The sequence below is a fragment of the Corynebacterium nasorum genome (assembly GCF_022347325.1).
In the GTDB taxonomy this organism is placed as follows: domain Bacteria; phylum Actinomycetota; class Actinomycetes; order Mycobacteriales; family Mycobacteriaceae; genus Corynebacterium; species Corynebacterium kefirresidentii.
On record NZ_JAKRDU010000024.1, the window covers coordinates 1 to 15,860 of the forward strand.

General features: G+C 52.4%; 13 protein-coding genes. 8 read left to right on the forward strand and 5 right to left on the reverse strand.

What is annotated here, in order from left to right; translation table 11 throughout:
• Positions 1-1,365: 1,365 nt before the first annotated feature.
• The 4 genes from MHK05_RS11400 (at position 1,366) to MHK05_RS11410 (ending at position 4,357) form a co-directional block, all read left to right on the forward strand.
• Positions 1,366-2,016 carry a C39 family peptidase gene (locus MHK05_RS11400; protein WP_239206846.1) on the forward strand — a complete coding sequence of 217 codons (651 nt, stop codon included), beginning with the start codon at positions 1,366-1,368 and terminating at the stop codon, positions 2,014-2,016.
• A 499-nt stretch (positions 2,017-2,515) separates the two neighbouring features.
• The gene (locus tag MHK05_RS11945; RefSeq protein WP_349839618.1) at positions 2,516-3,130 is read left to right on the forward strand and encodes a CPBP family intramembrane glutamic endopeptidase; all 615 of its coding nucleotides are present in this window, start codon (positions 2,516-2,518) and stop codon (positions 3,128-3,130) included.
• Between the two features lie 383 nt (positions 3,131-3,513).
• Positions 3,514-4,110: a ParA family protein gene (locus MHK05_RS11405; RefSeq protein WP_239206847.1), complete on the forward strand. Its 597-nt coding sequence runs from the start codon at positions 3,514-3,516 to the stop codon at positions 4,108-4,110.
• Positions 4,111-4,117: 7 nt separating this feature from the next.
• The gene (locus MHK05_RS11410) at positions 4,118-4,357 is read left to right on the forward strand and encodes a peptide transporter (RefSeq protein WP_239206848.1); all 240 of its coding nucleotides are present in this window, start codon (positions 4,118-4,120) and stop codon (positions 4,355-4,357) included.
• Positions 4,358-4,407: 50 nt separating this feature from the next.
• Here MHK05_RS11410 and MHK05_RS11415 read toward each other — a convergent pair whose 3' ends face one another.
• Positions 4,408-5,694, reverse strand: coding sequence for a DEAD/DEAH box helicase family protein (locus MHK05_RS11415; protein WP_324291871.1), 1,287 nt, complete (start codon positions 5,692-5,694; stop codon positions 4,408-4,410).
• A gap of 1,892 nt (positions 5,695-7,586) precedes the next feature.
• Here MHK05_RS11415 and MHK05_RS11420 point away from each other — a divergent pair.
• Together MHK05_RS11420 and MHK05_RS11425 are read left to right on the forward strand one after the other, a co-directional pair.
• Positions 7,587-8,537 carry a replication protein RepA gene (locus MHK05_RS11420; protein ID WP_239206849.1) on the forward strand — a complete coding sequence of 317 codons (951 nt, stop codon included), beginning with the start codon at positions 7,587-7,589 and terminating at the stop codon, positions 8,535-8,537.
• Between the two features lie 836 nt (positions 8,538-9,373).
• The gene (locus MHK05_RS11425; RefSeq protein WP_239206855.1) at positions 9,374-10,612 is read left to right on the forward strand and encodes an IS256 family transposase; all 1,239 of its coding nucleotides are present in this window, start codon (positions 9,374-9,376) and stop codon (positions 10,610-10,612) included.
• Positions 10,613-11,027: 415 nt separating this feature from the next.
• Here MHK05_RS11425 and MHK05_RS11430 read toward each other — a convergent pair whose 3' ends face one another.
• The 3 genes from MHK05_RS11430 to MHK05_RS11440 all read right to left on the reverse strand — a co-directional run bounded on the left by MHK05_RS11430 (position 11,028) and on the right by MHK05_RS11440 (position 13,815).
• On the reverse strand, positions 11,028-11,576 hold the full coding sequence (locus MHK05_RS11430) for a hypothetical protein (RefSeq protein ID WP_239206850.1): 549 nt from the start codon (positions 11,574-11,576) through the stop codon (positions 11,028-11,030).
• A gap of 124 nt (positions 11,577-11,700) precedes the next feature.
• Positions 11,701-12,843, reverse strand: coding sequence for a glycoside hydrolase family 26 protein (locus tag MHK05_RS11435; protein ID WP_239206851.1), 1,143 nt, complete (start codon positions 12,841-12,843; stop codon positions 11,701-11,703).
• A gap of 27 nt (positions 12,844-12,870) precedes the next feature.
• Complete coding sequence (locus tag MHK05_RS11440) at positions 12,871-13,815, reverse strand: extracellular catalytic domain type 1 short-chain-length polyhydroxyalkanoate depolymerase (protein WP_239206852.1); 945 nt, start codon at positions 13,813-13,815, stop codon at positions 12,871-12,873.
• Between the two features lie 23 nt (positions 13,816-13,838).
• On the opposite strand from MHK05_RS11440, the gene MHK05_RS11445 reads away from it, so the two are divergent.
• Positions 13,839-14,486, forward strand: coding sequence for a FadR/GntR family transcriptional regulator (locus tag MHK05_RS11445; protein ID WP_239206853.1), 648 nt, complete (start codon positions 13,839-13,841; stop codon positions 14,484-14,486).
• A gap of 539 nt (positions 14,487-15,025) precedes the next feature.
• Here MHK05_RS11445 and MHK05_RS11450 read toward each other — a convergent pair.
• The gene (locus MHK05_RS11450) at positions 15,026-15,175 is read right to left on the reverse strand and encodes a hypothetical protein (protein ID WP_239206854.1); all 150 of its coding nucleotides are present in this window, start codon (positions 15,173-15,175) and stop codon (positions 15,026-15,028) included.
• Between the two features lie 537 nt (positions 15,176-15,712).
• Here MHK05_RS11450 and MHK05_RS11455 point away from each other — a divergent pair.
• Positions 15,713-15,860: CsbD family protein (locus tag MHK05_RS11455; protein ID WP_239206856.1), on the forward strand; the 148-nt coding region annotated here is incomplete at its 3' end.

Below are 15,860 nucleotides of genomic sequence, written 5' to 3' on the forward strand. Positions count from 1 at the left end.
GAGCCGGCGCTGATGTTGGCGGCTACGTTGCCGGGGTCGACGTAAGCCACTGCAGCAACGAAGGCGGGGCCGGTGAGGCTGATTAAGGTCTTACGCATAGGCATCTCCATACCAAAAGTTCAACTACTTGAAGTCTAGTTTTCATCGCCATATGTTCAAGCCAGGGGGCGGAATCAAGCGGTGGATGCGCCAGCCAGAGAAGGCTTTTCTATAATAGCCCTTCGAAGAAAAGGCTACTAAGCCTTGTCGTTTTTGATTGAACGACTTCGACGGTAAGGGCGAAATTCGGAAAGTACCAAGTACCTTGGAAGCATCACGGTGCTCAGGGATTTGTCGCACCGGAAGGTGCATCTACTTTTCTGTACGACCACCGAAACTACTAAGGAAATCCGGCGGGAAGCATCCAACATAGCAGCCGCATTTGGCTTTACAATTACGGAAATCCCTTTGTCGGTTTGGCGTGTCTTTAAACATTTTAAATATGTGTGCATGTGCATATAGACATATACGCATATCATTATATACGTGCGTTTAGGTGTTATCTTGATTTTTGGAAAGAAGGCCACCCAAAGAAGTATTGCGGTGAGCTATATAGAGCTCTAGCAGGGTAGGGACTTAGGTGAGACAGAGATATACGTCGCACCAGCTGGGGCATCTACCAATAAGGATTAGCCTCCGACTAGCGCGGTGCTGAGTACAACAGGTGAAATCAATCCGTATACCGCAATGCTTTCTAAAAGGCTAAACCACGCGGAATGATTGATAGATTCTGCTCACTGTAATGCACTACAGAGGCACTAAAGCCACCAGGGGCCGCACGTCTACTCTATGACTCTCACCGCAGCGAAACGCCGAATAAGAAAGTGTCGAACTAGACCTCTTAAAAGACGAACTATCACTCCAGAATTAGTCCCACGATTAATGCGGTCCTGCACATATCGCGATCGATACGGAATGGCGTTCACTGAATCGAATAGAGGTTCAAAAGTTGCAGTCTTGCGCACTAATGATATAGATCACGCTAATCAATTAGGAAAATCTCAACTGCATTTTCTAGAAGCTGTGGCAGACGTCCAAAGGGTTTCATCGTCAGCGCATTGCCGCTCAAGAAAACAGGAAAGTACACAATCCTCTTCTGGGGGCACAATAATCTGACTCTTTGTCACGCGTTGTCTAATCTCACACTGTTAAAAGTAAGCCAGTTCTCGACCCAATAAGATGCAGTAAGTTGCGTTTAGTACGGAGTCTTCCGTTTTATTAATAGGGTGTAGGTTGTACTGCGATACGTAAACCTTTGTTGTAGGGTCGGTGGCGTCCTATTAGGGAATAGGAATTACATCGTTTTAAGACCCGAAGGAGACTTCCTTGTTAGCCCATCTCAACAAGAAAATTGCCGCCGGTGTTCTTACCGCCGCAGCTGCCACCGGCGTTTTGGCACCCACGCCTGACACCCACTCTAACCAGGGTTCTGGCTTCGGTACTGTCGCTACTGCGCAGGCTGAAACCAAGCACAAGTTCCAGTACATCTCCCAGGCTCAAGACCAGGGCACACAGTGGGAGGACTGTGGTCCTGCCACTATTTTGATGGCTCTGCTGCAAAACGGCGGTGACGTCCCAGCCAGCTACACCAAGTCCAACCAGGCTCAGGCTATGACCGATATTCGCGGCAACATCAGCGGTTACCTGCAAACCGGCCAGGTCGTCGATATCCTCAACCAGCGTGGTGTTTCTGGCAAGCAGCACCTCAATGGTGATGCAGTCAAAGCTATCGATGACATCAAGAAGGGTAAAAAGGCCATCATCTTGGCTCAGACCGGTGTCATCAGCGGCGAGATGGCTAAGCCAGGCTTCGGGCACTACGTCTACGTTTCCGGCTACGACAAGGATAAGAAGACCTTCACCGTCAACGATCCGCTAAAGAATGAGCGCGCGTCCTACCAGGCTACTGAAGACAACATCCGCGCTATCATCACTCAGCCAGCTGCAGGCAACTCCCAGTGGGTCTACACCATGTAAACCCCTACAGTCAGGAAACTGACATCCCAACAACCTGCTTTGTGAGAAAATAGAGAGATTTATTCCCCTAGAGTTTTGTAAAACGCTAGGGGAATTTTTCTATCCCCACCCACGAAGGTTTCCTCTATGTCAGGTCATGACAAAGCCCCTAGGTGCTCACCACGACGCCTAGGGGCTTCTACCGCACCGGAAAGCGGTGTTCATCTGTTATGCAACCCGCCACAGTCAAAGGGTGCTATGGCGGGCAGAATTAAACATAGCAGGAGAGCCCCCTGTCCCGACGTCATATCGCAATCACCTAAAAAATAGACAACCTGCCAACGGGCAAGAAGCCTCTAAACCTCAGGAGAATTTAGTCCCTAGGGAGGAATTTATTGCCAATTCAGCATGGACAATAGTTCCTATGCAGAATGGTCAACCACACCCTGTAGGTTCTTACTCGCTTCCTCCCACAGTCCGCACGCCGCATCTCATCTGGGCTGCCCTAAGCATGCTCGGCATGGATGCCGGAACTTGCGCAGGAGGACTACTTTTTGGCTACATATTCAAATCCGGAGCGTGGATCGCCTTCGGTGCCGTCATCTTTGGCGCAGCAGGTGGACTAGGAACCTTATGGTTCGGACTGTGTCACCGACTAAAATGGAACCTTAATGATCTGGGTTTTCAAAACAGCACTCACTCCCTATGGCACCTAATCTGGTGGGCACCACTGACACTTCTCATCAGTGCTACAGCTTCAGCTATAGTTGGTTCAATATCTGGAGTGTCACCTTCGGAAAGCGGCCTCGATGAAAGCACTCACCTAGGCCTAGCCGCACAAACTGCAGTAATAATTGGCACTGTAATAGCCATGCCTTTCCTAGAAGAAGTCGTATTCCGAAGAGTGCTACTTGATTGGCTACAACAACACACTCCCGCGTGGGCAGCGGGATTAATCTCCGTATTAGCGTTTGCCGGAGCCCACATCGCCCCGCCCTTGATGATCTACACCCTATTCCTAGGGTCGTCACTCACGCTCGCCAGATTCTGGTTTAAAACAACAAAAGCATCATTTCTCATACACGCTTTTAACAACCTTGTTGTGTCTACACTGCTACTTTCCGGACTATCATGATTGAGCTCTAAAGAGGCTCCAAGAAGACGATAAAGAAAACTCCCCTAGTGCTTCTCGTCGTTGGAAGCACTAGGGGAGAAGCCACCTGCGGGGGATTGTGGCTTTTTTATTTTCCTTCCGTCCGACTATGCGCCGGGGGAGGTGCGCTGCGGACACTCAAAACCATACCGCCTTACAGCGCGCCCGCGACAGGAGTATCCCTCGGCAAGGGGATAGCTTTGAATTTCAGGATGAGCATATATTCATATGCGCATATCAGTATATGAATATAAAGTGACTTTTAGTTCAGTTCCCTACTTAGCGGTTTCCATGCATATAGCAATATATACGCACATGCGCATGTCACTACCCACGTAAATCCTTCCTGAATCTATTCTTTTTGTATGACTCGAGTAATTTCCGTAATTCAGTCGAAAGGTGGGACGGGGAAGACCACACTTTCGGTAATGCTCGCAGAGGCAATTCGGAAGATGGGTTATGCGGTTGCAGTCGCAGACGGCGATCCCCAGCAATCTGCCATCCGATGGGCAACCAAAGTGAAGGATTTTCCATTTCCTATCGAATCTGTCCGCAGCTCAAGTGATTTCTCTGGAGTTGTCAGAAGAGGGAACAATCCGGACTTTCTTATAGTCGACACCCCTCCAGGTGGTTTAGCTTTCATTACCGAAAGTGCTGAGGCTGCCGATTTAGTCCTTCTTCCCACTGGTGTTTCCCCGATGGATATTGATAGAACGCAGGTAACGCTTTCTTGGCTAATGGAAATGGGGATACCAACAGCAGTTGTTCTGTCGAATGTCGACAGGAGGGAAAGACTTCTAGATGAGGTCCATGCCGAGCTGGAGGGTGATGAGACTGCAGCGCTTGCTGAAACAGTCATCCCAACTAGGGCGGCTACACGGCGTGCTTTCGGAACAAAGCCCAGCAGTACGAAGGTGTGGGATTCTTTGGCTCGAGAAGTAGTCGCAGCATTTGAGGATTAAGGGGTAGATGATGGCAATTCCAAAGGCCAAGAATAAGGCGCGAGAAGAAGCGTCTGGAAATAGGCCGGAGAGCTCGCCTTCAACAAAGATGTTCGCTCAAGCTAATGATAAAGCGACACGTCTTCAGTTGTACGTCCGTGATCGACAATTGATTAAAGAGCTCAAACTCGCTGCAGTGGAAGAAGAGAAGAGCATCTCCCAACTTTTTGAAGAGTGGGCTACACGATGGCTCGAGGAAAGAAGCTGATTACCTGGTATATACCCATGTGAGAGCTAGCGCATTGACCTCGCTGTTTTCTAAAGCTCTAGGCCTTGTTCTTCTTCAAGCTCATCAGCGGGTGCTTGCTCGTCGGTGGCGTCGCTGTCGCTGGTAACGCTTTGTTCCTCGCCACCTAGGCCAAGGCTGGCGAGGAAGTCAAGGCTTGCTCGCGCGCCCCCGTTCAGTTCGCTGGTGTCTTCGTCTTGGGCGTTGTCGGTGCTTTCGGCTTCTGGGGCGGTCTCGGATGCTGGTGGTTCTTCCTCCATCTCGTTGTAGTGAGTGTTGTCTGGTTCGTAAGCGGCGGCGATGGTATCTGCCATCATCTCGCGGATTGTCTCTTGGACAGGTTCATCTATGCCAAGGCGGCGTAGTTCGTAGGTGCGTTGTGCGGCCAGCAAGTTGACTTCATCGGCGATGTAGCCTGCATGGTCAGCGACATCGTTAGGGATTTCTTCTGCGCACAAGCGTGTGGCGATGTCGGCGCGGTCGGCGAAGTCCATTTTCTCGCGGCGGATAGTATCGAGTCGCTGTTGAAGCCTATAGGTATGTTCGCTGTCGTGTTGTGCGGCAGCGTTTAGGCGCTTGCCCCATTCTTCTGTGTCGTCGGCACGGTAGCAGATTTCGTCCCACAGACCTGCCTCCGGCAAGTTAGCACCAGTATCCTCAATGGCCTGCTGAGCTAAGCTGCGGCGCTGTTGCGCCTGTTCAAGACGCTTGTGCGCATGGTCTATGCGCTGTTGGTACGTACCATAGCCTGCGGCGTCGTGGTCATAGGCCTGCTCGGCAACCGAGCGGGTGTAATCATCGGCCAGTAGGCGTTGGTGCTCAATGGTTGCGCGGGCAGCTTCTTCTTCGCGAAGGGCCGCACTGTGGTCTGCCATGGCCTGCTCGTAGGCGCGAATGCGCCCAGCAGTAAGTACTACCTGCTGATAGTCGGCCTGTACCTCGTTAAGGGCTGCGTCTTTGTCCTCGTGTAGGCGAGTGGTAATGCTTGCCTCTTGCCAGGTCAGCGACTCAACCTTCGAGCGGGCAAAGCGTGCGTGCTCTGCCAGCACAGTTTGGTTGAGCTGGTTGAGGTTTCCTTCCTCTCCGGTAAGGCGAGCAGTTTCCGCGCGGTCGTAAGGGTTGTGGGCGCGAAGCCACGTATCGAGTTCTATATCTGTCTGACCAGATATAGGAGGCAGCTGGTTGCGTTTGCCCGTATCACGCTGGCGGAACACTTCGGTCAGCTCTACTGCGTCAGGCAATTCATGGAACAAGGTTGCCAGCAGCCCGGAGTGTGTCTTAACCGCCGAGTATTGCTCGAGGTCGCCAACGAAGACCACGCTCGCCTAGGCAGTAGTGGCGGTTTCTAAGACACGGTTCATGTCCGAGTTAGTCACCATTCCGGCTTCGTCTATGCGATTGGTACACAGTTGTTAACGCTCCAAGAGGAGAAATACTAATACTTAGCACTTTGTAACGCAACGGCGTTGCTTCTGCGCTACAACTGCGCACTAATAACGACATTGAAATCTGTTACGTTAATCGTTACAGAAAGTAAGTGACCAGCAAGCCACTCGGACACCTCCGGTGCCTCGTGGCGCTGGCGAGGGAGATTCTCTCCCTCAACCCTCTGGTAGCTACGAGCGCCTGGAACCGAAGGTTCCTGGCGCCACCGAGAACCGTAACCAAGGTGCCACGGTGAGGATTGCTACGTGACTTTTTACAAGCGGCCCCTAAAGGGCCGCTTTTTACGTTTCGTAGCAAGAGCATAAGGCTAATTCGCCCGCCTTCAGGCGGGCGAATTAGTGGCAGCGGGTCACCGCTGCCAGTTGTGCCGGCTATGCCGGCTGTCACCCCCTCCTCAGAGGGGGTGACACCACAACCCCTTATGCTCTTTTTGCTGATTTTGCTGCTTGCAGCTACATCCGTGTATTTCTAGACGAAAACATATAATGACCTGGGGTTTTTAATGCATACATTAAAGCGTTTTCCGCTTCGATTTTAATGCATCATATGAAGCATTAGCTTAAATCCCCAGGTCACAGAGTCGTTAATGTATACATTAGTTTTAGTGAGTGACGCAATGTATACATTAACGATTTTCAGTGAAAACAGGGTCTTAGCTACGTGTTTTATAAAGCACACTGCTGTAACTAAATGCATAAGAGTGCTAAGTTAAAGTGATATAAGCAATAAAAATGGCAACGCCACCCGTAACTCTCGGCTAAAAGTGAAACGAATGGCGTTGCCTCGGAAATGAGGGGTTGCCTCATGGTTTTACAATACAACAATACCGTTACCGCATGTGAAAACAGCACACACGAGACCGCTTCAGGCGGCTCGACAGAGCCGCCCTTGATTCTATGAATCGTGCACTATGGTTAGTGCTGTCGGCAAGACTCTCAGGTCTAATTATGATTTCGTCTGGGGGTCTTTTGTTTAGCACAGGGTTATCAGCTGATAATGCAGGTACTGGGCAACAATCCGGCAGCGCCATCATTCCTTTACCAGTAGTGGGAACTGGCACTGCACTTTTGATTCTTGTCTTTGTTTTCTCTGGTCCCCTATTCGAGAAAAATTCCCAAGCGACAGCCATTAGTCACTTCTAGCATTAACTTCCCTCATTTTCTTTACAGATCTTAGCATTGGGCTTCAGTCTGGCACGTACACAGATGGATGGTCCTAAGAGAGGTTAATATGCCGTATCGAAAAATATTCGTGCTAATTTTCGCAGTTGCATATATCACTATTGCTAGAGACTATAGCGCTAGTAAGTGGACAGATTCCTCTAATGATCACGAAAATCTGCACCTTATTCTGTTTACGCTTGTGGTGTTGACAGCGTTAGTAGCGGTGTATCTAATAAATAAGAACCAACTGATGCAGTCTTCATTAAATCGAATAGCCAATAGGCCTCTTGGTGGGAATCGCCACCATTACTAAATCTCCCAGTAAATAACACTGATGTGATTTAATAGTCGGAGAAAATAAAAAGCCGCCCTACACTCGTGGGGTGCGCAGCGCGAGCGGCACACACCCTCGGTTCAAGTCCAGGGCGCGCACACTCCTCAAAACATGAGGAAACCCCCGCATCATCGAGCGCCAACTCTAGCGGGGGTCCAAAAGAAAAACGACACCGACCGTGTCGGTTAAGACTTTACCACTTCCCCACGGACAGTGAGCAAAGCACAACACGGTCGGTGCCGCTAATCCGAAAGGAGACCACGGCACCATGCAGCCCCGAGACGAGCGACGCACCAAGCTCGAAGCAGTCAAAGAACTAGCCCGCAGGCAAGAACATGACGCCGCACAAGAACTCCTCCAAGCCCAAGACGTCGGCTACACCTCCAAACTCTTCGTCCAAGCACTCTTCCCCTACCGCAACCCAGACAACAACGAACGAAAAATAACTACTACTGAAGGCACCATCAGCGTCTACTCACCCAACGGCCTGCCATACGGCAAGTACCCACGCCTCATCATGGCATACATCATCACCCGCGCCGTAGCTAATGCCGGACGCCTCAAAGAAGGCAAAGTCAACCATGAAGAAGCCCGCCGCATTCCACTAGGCCACTCCATGAGCCACTTCCTCCAAGCAATCGGCATCACCGGACGCGGCACAGGCGGCGCAACAGGAAATCTCTCTAAAATCCGCGACCAGCTTCTACGCCTAGCTAGTTCAGCAATCACTGTCCAAAGCGACGACGGGGTTCACGCACGGGGTCGCAACACCCAAATTCTCGAAGACTGGAACCTCTGGTTCGACCCACGCGACCCCAACCAGGGCAGCTTCATGGAATCAGAACTTGTCCTCACTCCCCAGTTCTTCAAGCACATTGCCGAAGCACCTATCCCCATCGACCTCAACGTACTGCGCGAGCTCAACAAACCCCGCGCAATGGACCTTTATATCTGGCTCACGGTAAAGCAGTACTGGCTAGCTAAAAACAACCGCGAAGCCTACACCTTCACCTGGGACATGATCGCCGCCAACTTCGCCACCAAAATCCTGCAAACAGGCCAAGACTGGGTTAATTTCCGCACTGAAATAAAGAAAGCCATTCTTGAGCTCACTACCGCGTGGCCCAAGGCCGGCATTACAGCGGACACGAACGGTGTGACAGTCACTAGAACCTCCCCATCAGTTCAACAGAAGCCACCTCGCCCCGAGCTCGACTAGACCAATCGCGGAGAAGCAGCGCCCTCCGGGGCGCTTTCTTTTTGCGCAAAACAGGCTGCGCATATTTACCAATACAGCTGCGCATATTTACCAATACGAGGATTCCCCCAGCTCAGACTGCGCATATTTACCAATACGCTTTGCGAGTCTGCGCATATTTACCAATACAGCTGCGCATATTTACCAATACAGCTGCGCATATTTACCAATACAGCTGCGCATATTTACCAATACGAGGCCAGTTATCCACAGGGTTTCACCTGCGGGTTTACCTATTTTCCCAGGTCGCTTATAACTATATCCCTGTAGATCTATATCCCCAGCCGATCAACCAACAAAACCGTTCACTACGGGTTACTGTTTATGCTCCCGCCTCGCCTTGCGGCTCGTTGGGCTGCCGCCCAAATCAAAGATTTGGTTGCCACCAAAACACCCCACAACAACCACAATCCTACGACCCTCCACGTAGTTTTGTGCTTCTTGCAAACAAGGGTAAACCCCTGTACGACACACAGCGTGACAACCGAGGTGGTACTCGATGTACTACTTGTAGGTAGCAAGCGTACGATCGCACACGTTTTGCAGCACCGGACAATCCCGTTAATAACAGCGACTCCTACTTCGCTGGCCAGATATCTTAACCGTAAACGTTTATTGAACCTGGAGGTTGTGGGGTTGCCCGCAAGTTGTGGACACGTTGTTAAGCTGCTTAGGGGTGGTTGCGTCCCTTAGTGTGGTGTAACGCTTGCTGATGGTGGGCCCTTGGAAATAGTGGGGCGACCATCGTCAGTAACCTTTCGACTCAACTACCACATCTCACCGAAAGGCACATGACGATGACCGCTGCACCGCATTCTATCGACCCTGCAACCTATCTGGATGATCTGCTCGCCCAAGCCTCCCCTGACCTGATGCGGCAGATGCTGCAAGGGTTTATCAACCAGATCCTCTCCGCCCAGGCCGACACCGTCTGCGGCGCCGAATACGGCGTCGCTTCTGAACAGCGGGTCAACCACCGCAACGGGTACCGCCACCGCGACCTCGACACCCGTGTCGGCACGATCGATGTGGCAGTACCGAAGCTGCGCCACGGTGCGTTCTTCCCGGACTGGCTGTTAGAGCGACGCTCACGTGCCGAACGCGCACTATCAACGGTGATTGCCACGTGCTACCTCAAAGGGGTCTCCACCCGCAGGATGAACGATTCGGTGGCCACGCTGGGGATTGCCAACCTGTCGAAATCGCAAGTCTCACGCATGTCGGAAGAACTCGACGAGATGGTCGCAGATTTCAAAAACCGCCCACTTGATCCCGGCGGATACGCCTACCTGTCATGCGACGCGCTAACGATCAAAGTCCGTGAAGGCGGCCGGGTGGTCAAATGCTCAGTGCTGCTAGCTACCGGGGTCAACGCCGACGGCTACCGTGAGATGCTTGGCATGCACGTCGCCACAGCCGAGTCCAACGCGTCGTGGAAAGGCTTCTTCCAAGACCTGAAAGCCCGTGGGCTTCGCGATGTCTACTTGATCACCAGTGATGCCCACGAAGGCATCCAACACGCGATATCTGAAGTGCTGCCCGATGCGTCCTGGCAGCGCTGCCGCACCCATTTTGCGAAGAACCTCTATGAAAAGGTCCCGAAACCCCAGTGGCCGATGGTCTCTGCGATGTTCCAGACGATCTTCCAACAACCTGACGCCCAATCCACCTGGGCACAAGCCCGCGAAGTGGTCGACCTGTTAGAACCGAAATTCCCGCATGTTGCGTCCTACCTGGAGGAATCCCTCGACGAGGTGTTGGCGTTTACCGCAGCCCCGAAACCGGTATGGACGAAAGTCTGGTCCAACAACCCCACCGAGCGGTTAAACCGGGAGATCCGCCGGCGCACCGACGTTGTGGGCATCTTCCCGAACCGCGAATCCATCATCCGGCTTGTCGGGGCGGTTCTTGCCGAGCAGCACGACGACTGGATCCAGCAAAAACGCTACATGTCACTATCCGCACTCGAACACACCAAACACCTCATGCACCGCACAGGAGACGACCATGGTGACCACCACCAGCTAACCGCCTAACCAAACACCGAACTTCATACCGAGCCGAAAGCACCAACGGCTACACCACTACACGGGACTTGACCATCTAATGTTGTCTATTTAATCGACTTGACCTGCCATATTCTGAGTACTTCGTGATGAGTGAGTCTTTCACTGCAATGTCCCATGGGTGGTTTCTTTTAGCGATTCCTCCATCTGGCGTTGCACCGCGATCTCCGTGAGCTCCGCGAGGTATTCCTATCGAATCTGGTTTTTCTGTACCGGTCTGTGTGTGATTGACGGCCCTATATCCCGCGTTAACCTGTCCGGTTTGTTGTTGAGGAGGCGGGCGCAGAACTTGGGGGGATAGGTCAGGATTGAAGGGCGCGACATGAAAAACGGTGTGCATTTCCGTAAGAGGGGGAGTTGCACACCGCTGGTGGTATGGAGGGGGTTAGTGTGTGAGAAGGGGGCCTTTGTCGACGCGGAGACCAGAGTGGGGGTTGACGATGATGGTGTGTGGTCCGTTGGCGGGGTAGCTGTTCATTGCTTTTTGGGTAGCGTTTTTCCCTGCCCACATATCAACGTGTTGTTGCTCACCGTTGTGCCAATCTTGGAGGCATTCGTGGCAGGTATCTTCGGCGATGAAGTAGCGGTGAACGGCGGGGATGTAGAAGCGTGTTCCTTGGGAGAAGGGGCCGCCGTGTGCTGGGTCGGCGACAGCGAGGGTGGTGGGGTTTTCCCAGGTGCCGTCACCGCTGGCGAGTTTGTGGATTGTTTTTCCTTTATACGCAGGATCGTCTTTTGGCCAGGCGATTCCTCGGGGGTTGTCGTTGTCGGGTGTGATGTTGTCGTTGTCTTTCCCTCCGTAGAGGGTGAGTTGGACGTTATAGATTTTTTCGTTATCTGCGTATGCAGAGGCTGCTGGGGTTATGGACAGGCCGAGGCTTGTGATACCGACGGTCGTAGCAAGAACTACGGCGAGTTTCCGTGGAGACATCATTGACGATTCGTTCCTTTCTAGGATGAAAGCTGACCAAGAGAAATGGAAAGATCAGGGAGCTATCGGTCAGGTGGTTTCCTGGATGTAGAGGTGGGACCTATCCTGACCGAGTGAGTAGGTTCTGCTAGCGGCCCTGGAATTGTGCTGTAGAAATGTGGTTTTTCTTGTTTCCCCCGATGTAGTTGTCGTGACGAGCTAGAGAGTTAAAAGCGGGGAAACGGTGATCGTCGGCGCTGTTGATCGCGGTCCAGTCGATGAGGGTTCCGTCTTCCTTTTTCTTATTGTTGAAGTAGTTGAGCATTTTGATTCTCTGCTTCTGAGGGGATATGTAGTAGCTGGTGAAGCCGTAGAGGTCGTTGAACCATTGGTTTTTATCCCCGCCGGCGTTGGATGGTACACCGGTTTCAGGAATTGTCAGAGGTTTAGATGGGGCAATGTTGGATACTTCATCTAGTGCTTGTTTCATGATGGTTTCTGGTGATTGCCATCCACTGGAGCGTGCGTTTCCCCAGTTATAGGCGTCAACTCCTACCCAGTCGACGTACCGGTCGCCGGGATAATAGCCGCGGGCTAGGTGTGTAGGATCACAGTCGTTGATTGAACCGCAACTCATCGGTGACCAGATGTATTGGATGGAGTCTTTGTTAGTTAGCCCTACGTGGTCAAAGCGTTCATGGATATGACGGAAGGCGTTGACGTAATCCGTGGGGGTTTGGTTGGCTGTAGCTGACCAGCGGTACCAAGTTCCGTTCATTTCATGGCCGGGGCGGATGTACACTTTCCGATCGTCTTGCGTGTTGAGTGTGTTGTCAGGACCGGCAACGAATGTGCGTACAGTATCGGCAGCACGGTCGATACGGGAATCCAGTTTCCCTTCGGCGATGTTTTTGTCGACGCGTGCTGTGTTTTCATGGTCGCCTTTATGTTTAGCTGCGCCGTCGTAAGGGCCAGCATGAGGATCGCCCTGCTTATTATTTGTAAAGAATTCGAATGTGAGCAATGGTGCAGCCCCCTCGTTCCATGCGTTCGTGAGGTCATTGTTGAGACTGCGGAGAGAATCGTCGCTGAAGTTGCTGAACAGGACCTTCGTAGCCGGTCTTTTCCCGGTGACTGCTTTCATGTCGTCGGAGGTGTGGCCGGTTCCGTCGAACATGCCAAGCAACATAGATGATGGGCTGGCTGCGCTGGCTGGTCCAGCTAGTGAGATACCTGCCGTAAGGGTCAGGGTAGCTGCAGCTGCTTTTGTGAAAAAAGGTTGCCGTTTCATGATTGTTCCTTCGGAAGGGTGGGTGGTTTAGTGGTGGTGGCGGGAGAAAAACTCCCATATGCGGGTGGTTGTGGAGAAACGTGTGTTATATGGTCCGGGTCCACTAGATTTCTGGTGGGATGATCCTGGCCAGTTGTGACCACCGCCTTGAACGGCGTAGTGAACAGCCTCGGAGCTACCTGCGCAGTTTGTCCAGCTCAACCGCTTGGCGCCGTCGGTGGTTGCAACATCAGCTAAGTGTGCGGGAGGTGGTGTGGCGCAGCGATTGCGGCGTGCGAACTCATCGGTGAGTTGACGTCCGGAAATATAGTGCTTCCCGTGGGATGTTCCACCTTGATAGTCAATAGTTTTGTCGTCGGTGCCGTGGACTTCCATGATGGAAACCGGGGATGTCGTGGTGGTTGCGCAGTGAGTGTGTGTATCGGGGTAGTAGGCACCAGCGACAGGGGCAACAGCGGCGAAGACGTCAGGCATAGTGCACCCTAATCGGGCGGCGAAACCACCGCCGTTGGATTTACCTGTCGCGTAGATCCGTGAGTGGTCAACGGAATACGTGTGGTCGAGCTGATGGAGAATGTCTCGTACGAGTTGGGAGTCTTCGTGATGGGTATTGGTCTGGGCGTAGGGGGCTGACTCCCACGCGCGTTTGCCTGTGGTGTCTTTGTTGCCGTCGGGGTAAACGATGACTGCCGGTAGCTGGTCGAGGTCGGAGTAGGTTTCCATGCGCTGGGCGTCTTGTCCGTGTCCGTGGAAGGCGAAGATCACCGGGATGGGATGGGAAGAGTCGAAGTGTTCGGGGGTGGATAACAGGTATGAGCGTGTATGGCCACTCGAGCTGATTGTGTGGAGGGGAGATTGTTGGGTTGATGGAGGGGGTGTGGCGGCAGCTTGAGTGTATTCGGTTCCGCCGATGGTGAACAGGACAGCAGGGGAGGTAGCGATAACACCTTTGAGAGCAAGTGAGTTAGTCACATGTTCTGTTGTATGCTTCCTCTATGGTGTTGTCAAGAGCGGAAAAAGTGCAGCGTCATATTATGGAGGAAATGAGTGCTCAGGGGTTAGCTGCTGGGCAACGGCTTCCGTCTGTGCGCCAGTTAGCTGAGGACTGTCAGGTGACGACGCCAACGGTGCGAGAAGCGTTACGTGCGTTAGAGGCTGCAGGTGTGGTGGAGTTACGGCATGGGTCTGGAACGTATGTGCATCCGCACGCTTTCCGTTTTGTGCGGGCGAATACGTTGATGGTTCCCACACTCTCGCAGTGTCGCGAGTTGGTGGAAGCCCGTGTGATTATTGAGCCGCCTATCGCTGCTGAAGCTGCTCGTCATCGATCGGAGGATGATCTTCGTGCGTTAGAGGAGTGTGCGGAGTGTGCTATTAATGCTCAGCTGCCGGATGATCATGTAAGTTTTCATGTCTTAGTGGCACAGGCAACGGGAAATGATGCACTGGTTGATGTTGTCGAAGGGTTGTTATCAATCCGGAAACAGGCTCATGCGGCATCGCGTGCATTTATTACCGATAGGGAACAGGACCGCGCTCAGCATCGTCGGATTGCTGGGGCTATTAGACGCAGTGACCCGGTTATGGCTGAGCAGTTGATGAGGGATCATCTTCAGTGGCTAGCGACCTGTTCTGATCGATAGCTGCGGCTTTGCAATGTCTAAAGGTGTTTAGTTTTTGGTTGAAGTGTGACCGTGATGTGATTCGCGATTGGTAAGAGGAAACACTGGAGAGGGTGTCAGGAAGTTTGTGTGTGAGGCTCTGATCTAGAAGGAGTTTCACACACAAACTTCCTGATACCCTCCAAGCCCGCTTTAGCGGACCTGGAGACAACGGATACTTTAACTCTCATGAGAACAAGAACTAAAGCGACGGATAGCACTGGTTTGTGCTATCACTCAGACTTCCTACTGAGACTGTGCGTTTCGCGCACCAGGATATTACAGAGATAACGCTAACACACCCTGAGTACAGAGAACGCAGTCAACTGATGTCATGAAAAGCCATTTATGACAGGAATAAATACCTAAGCAAGAGAAGAGACATGAGTGCTCAGTGCGGGAGTATTGCGAAACCTCCGCGCGCGCATTAGCCTAAGACATGACAGCATGGTTCGTCCCTGAGCCATCGCTGCACGATAAAAAGGGCCCCAACGAGTGCCAGCTCGTTGAGACCCTCGGGCCTAAAGACCCACGTGAAGCATCGCGGTAACGAGCTTCACGATTACGGTCGCAAGAACTATGACCTTGGTAGCCACATCGAGCCAGTCAAGCTTGGTGGCATCAAGGTCTTTTCTTTTGCGACCGGGTGTATCCAATGAGTGCTTACCCATTGTCTACCTCCCTTTTACGTCGTAGGGTTGTCCGCTCGCCTGAAAAAGGGCGCGCGGGACAGCCCACGTCACGCGCGGGCCTTACCGCGCACCGACGAGGAAGTCACGCCCACACCCAGCGGGGTGTGATTGTGAACCAGCACTAACGCTAGCAGCCACACCTGACGAGACCTAGAAGCATGATTCCACCCCTGCCTTTATAAAAGCCGCCCACGAGGGAAAACGCGCACAGAGCTACCCGTAGCTGTACCTGGATCCGTCAATTTCCGCGCCTACATGCTGGGGATGAGCATGCGAACGCGCAGGTAGAACTGCACGCGAGCGGACATTTGCTTTAGCAGATGTCATAGCGTGTGCCGTGCCATATGGCGGAACATGCGCTATGCCATATGCTTCATCATGTGGCTTTTAGATCTATGGTGTCTCTCTTTACGGCTAAACACACCGCGGTGTGCCGAAAGTTCTTCTCCTGCCTGCACTAAAAGAGGAGCGTATTATGGGTATTAGTTATCGACTGACTACCCCAAAGGAGTGATTATGGGCGATTTGGAAAACAAGAAGGACGGCCTCGTAGGCAAGGCAAAGGAAGCCTACGGCGAAGCTACCGACAACAAGGACGTAGCTAACGAGGGCAAGGCCGACCAGGTCACCTCCGAGGCTAAGGACAAGCTGTCCGACGCTGCCG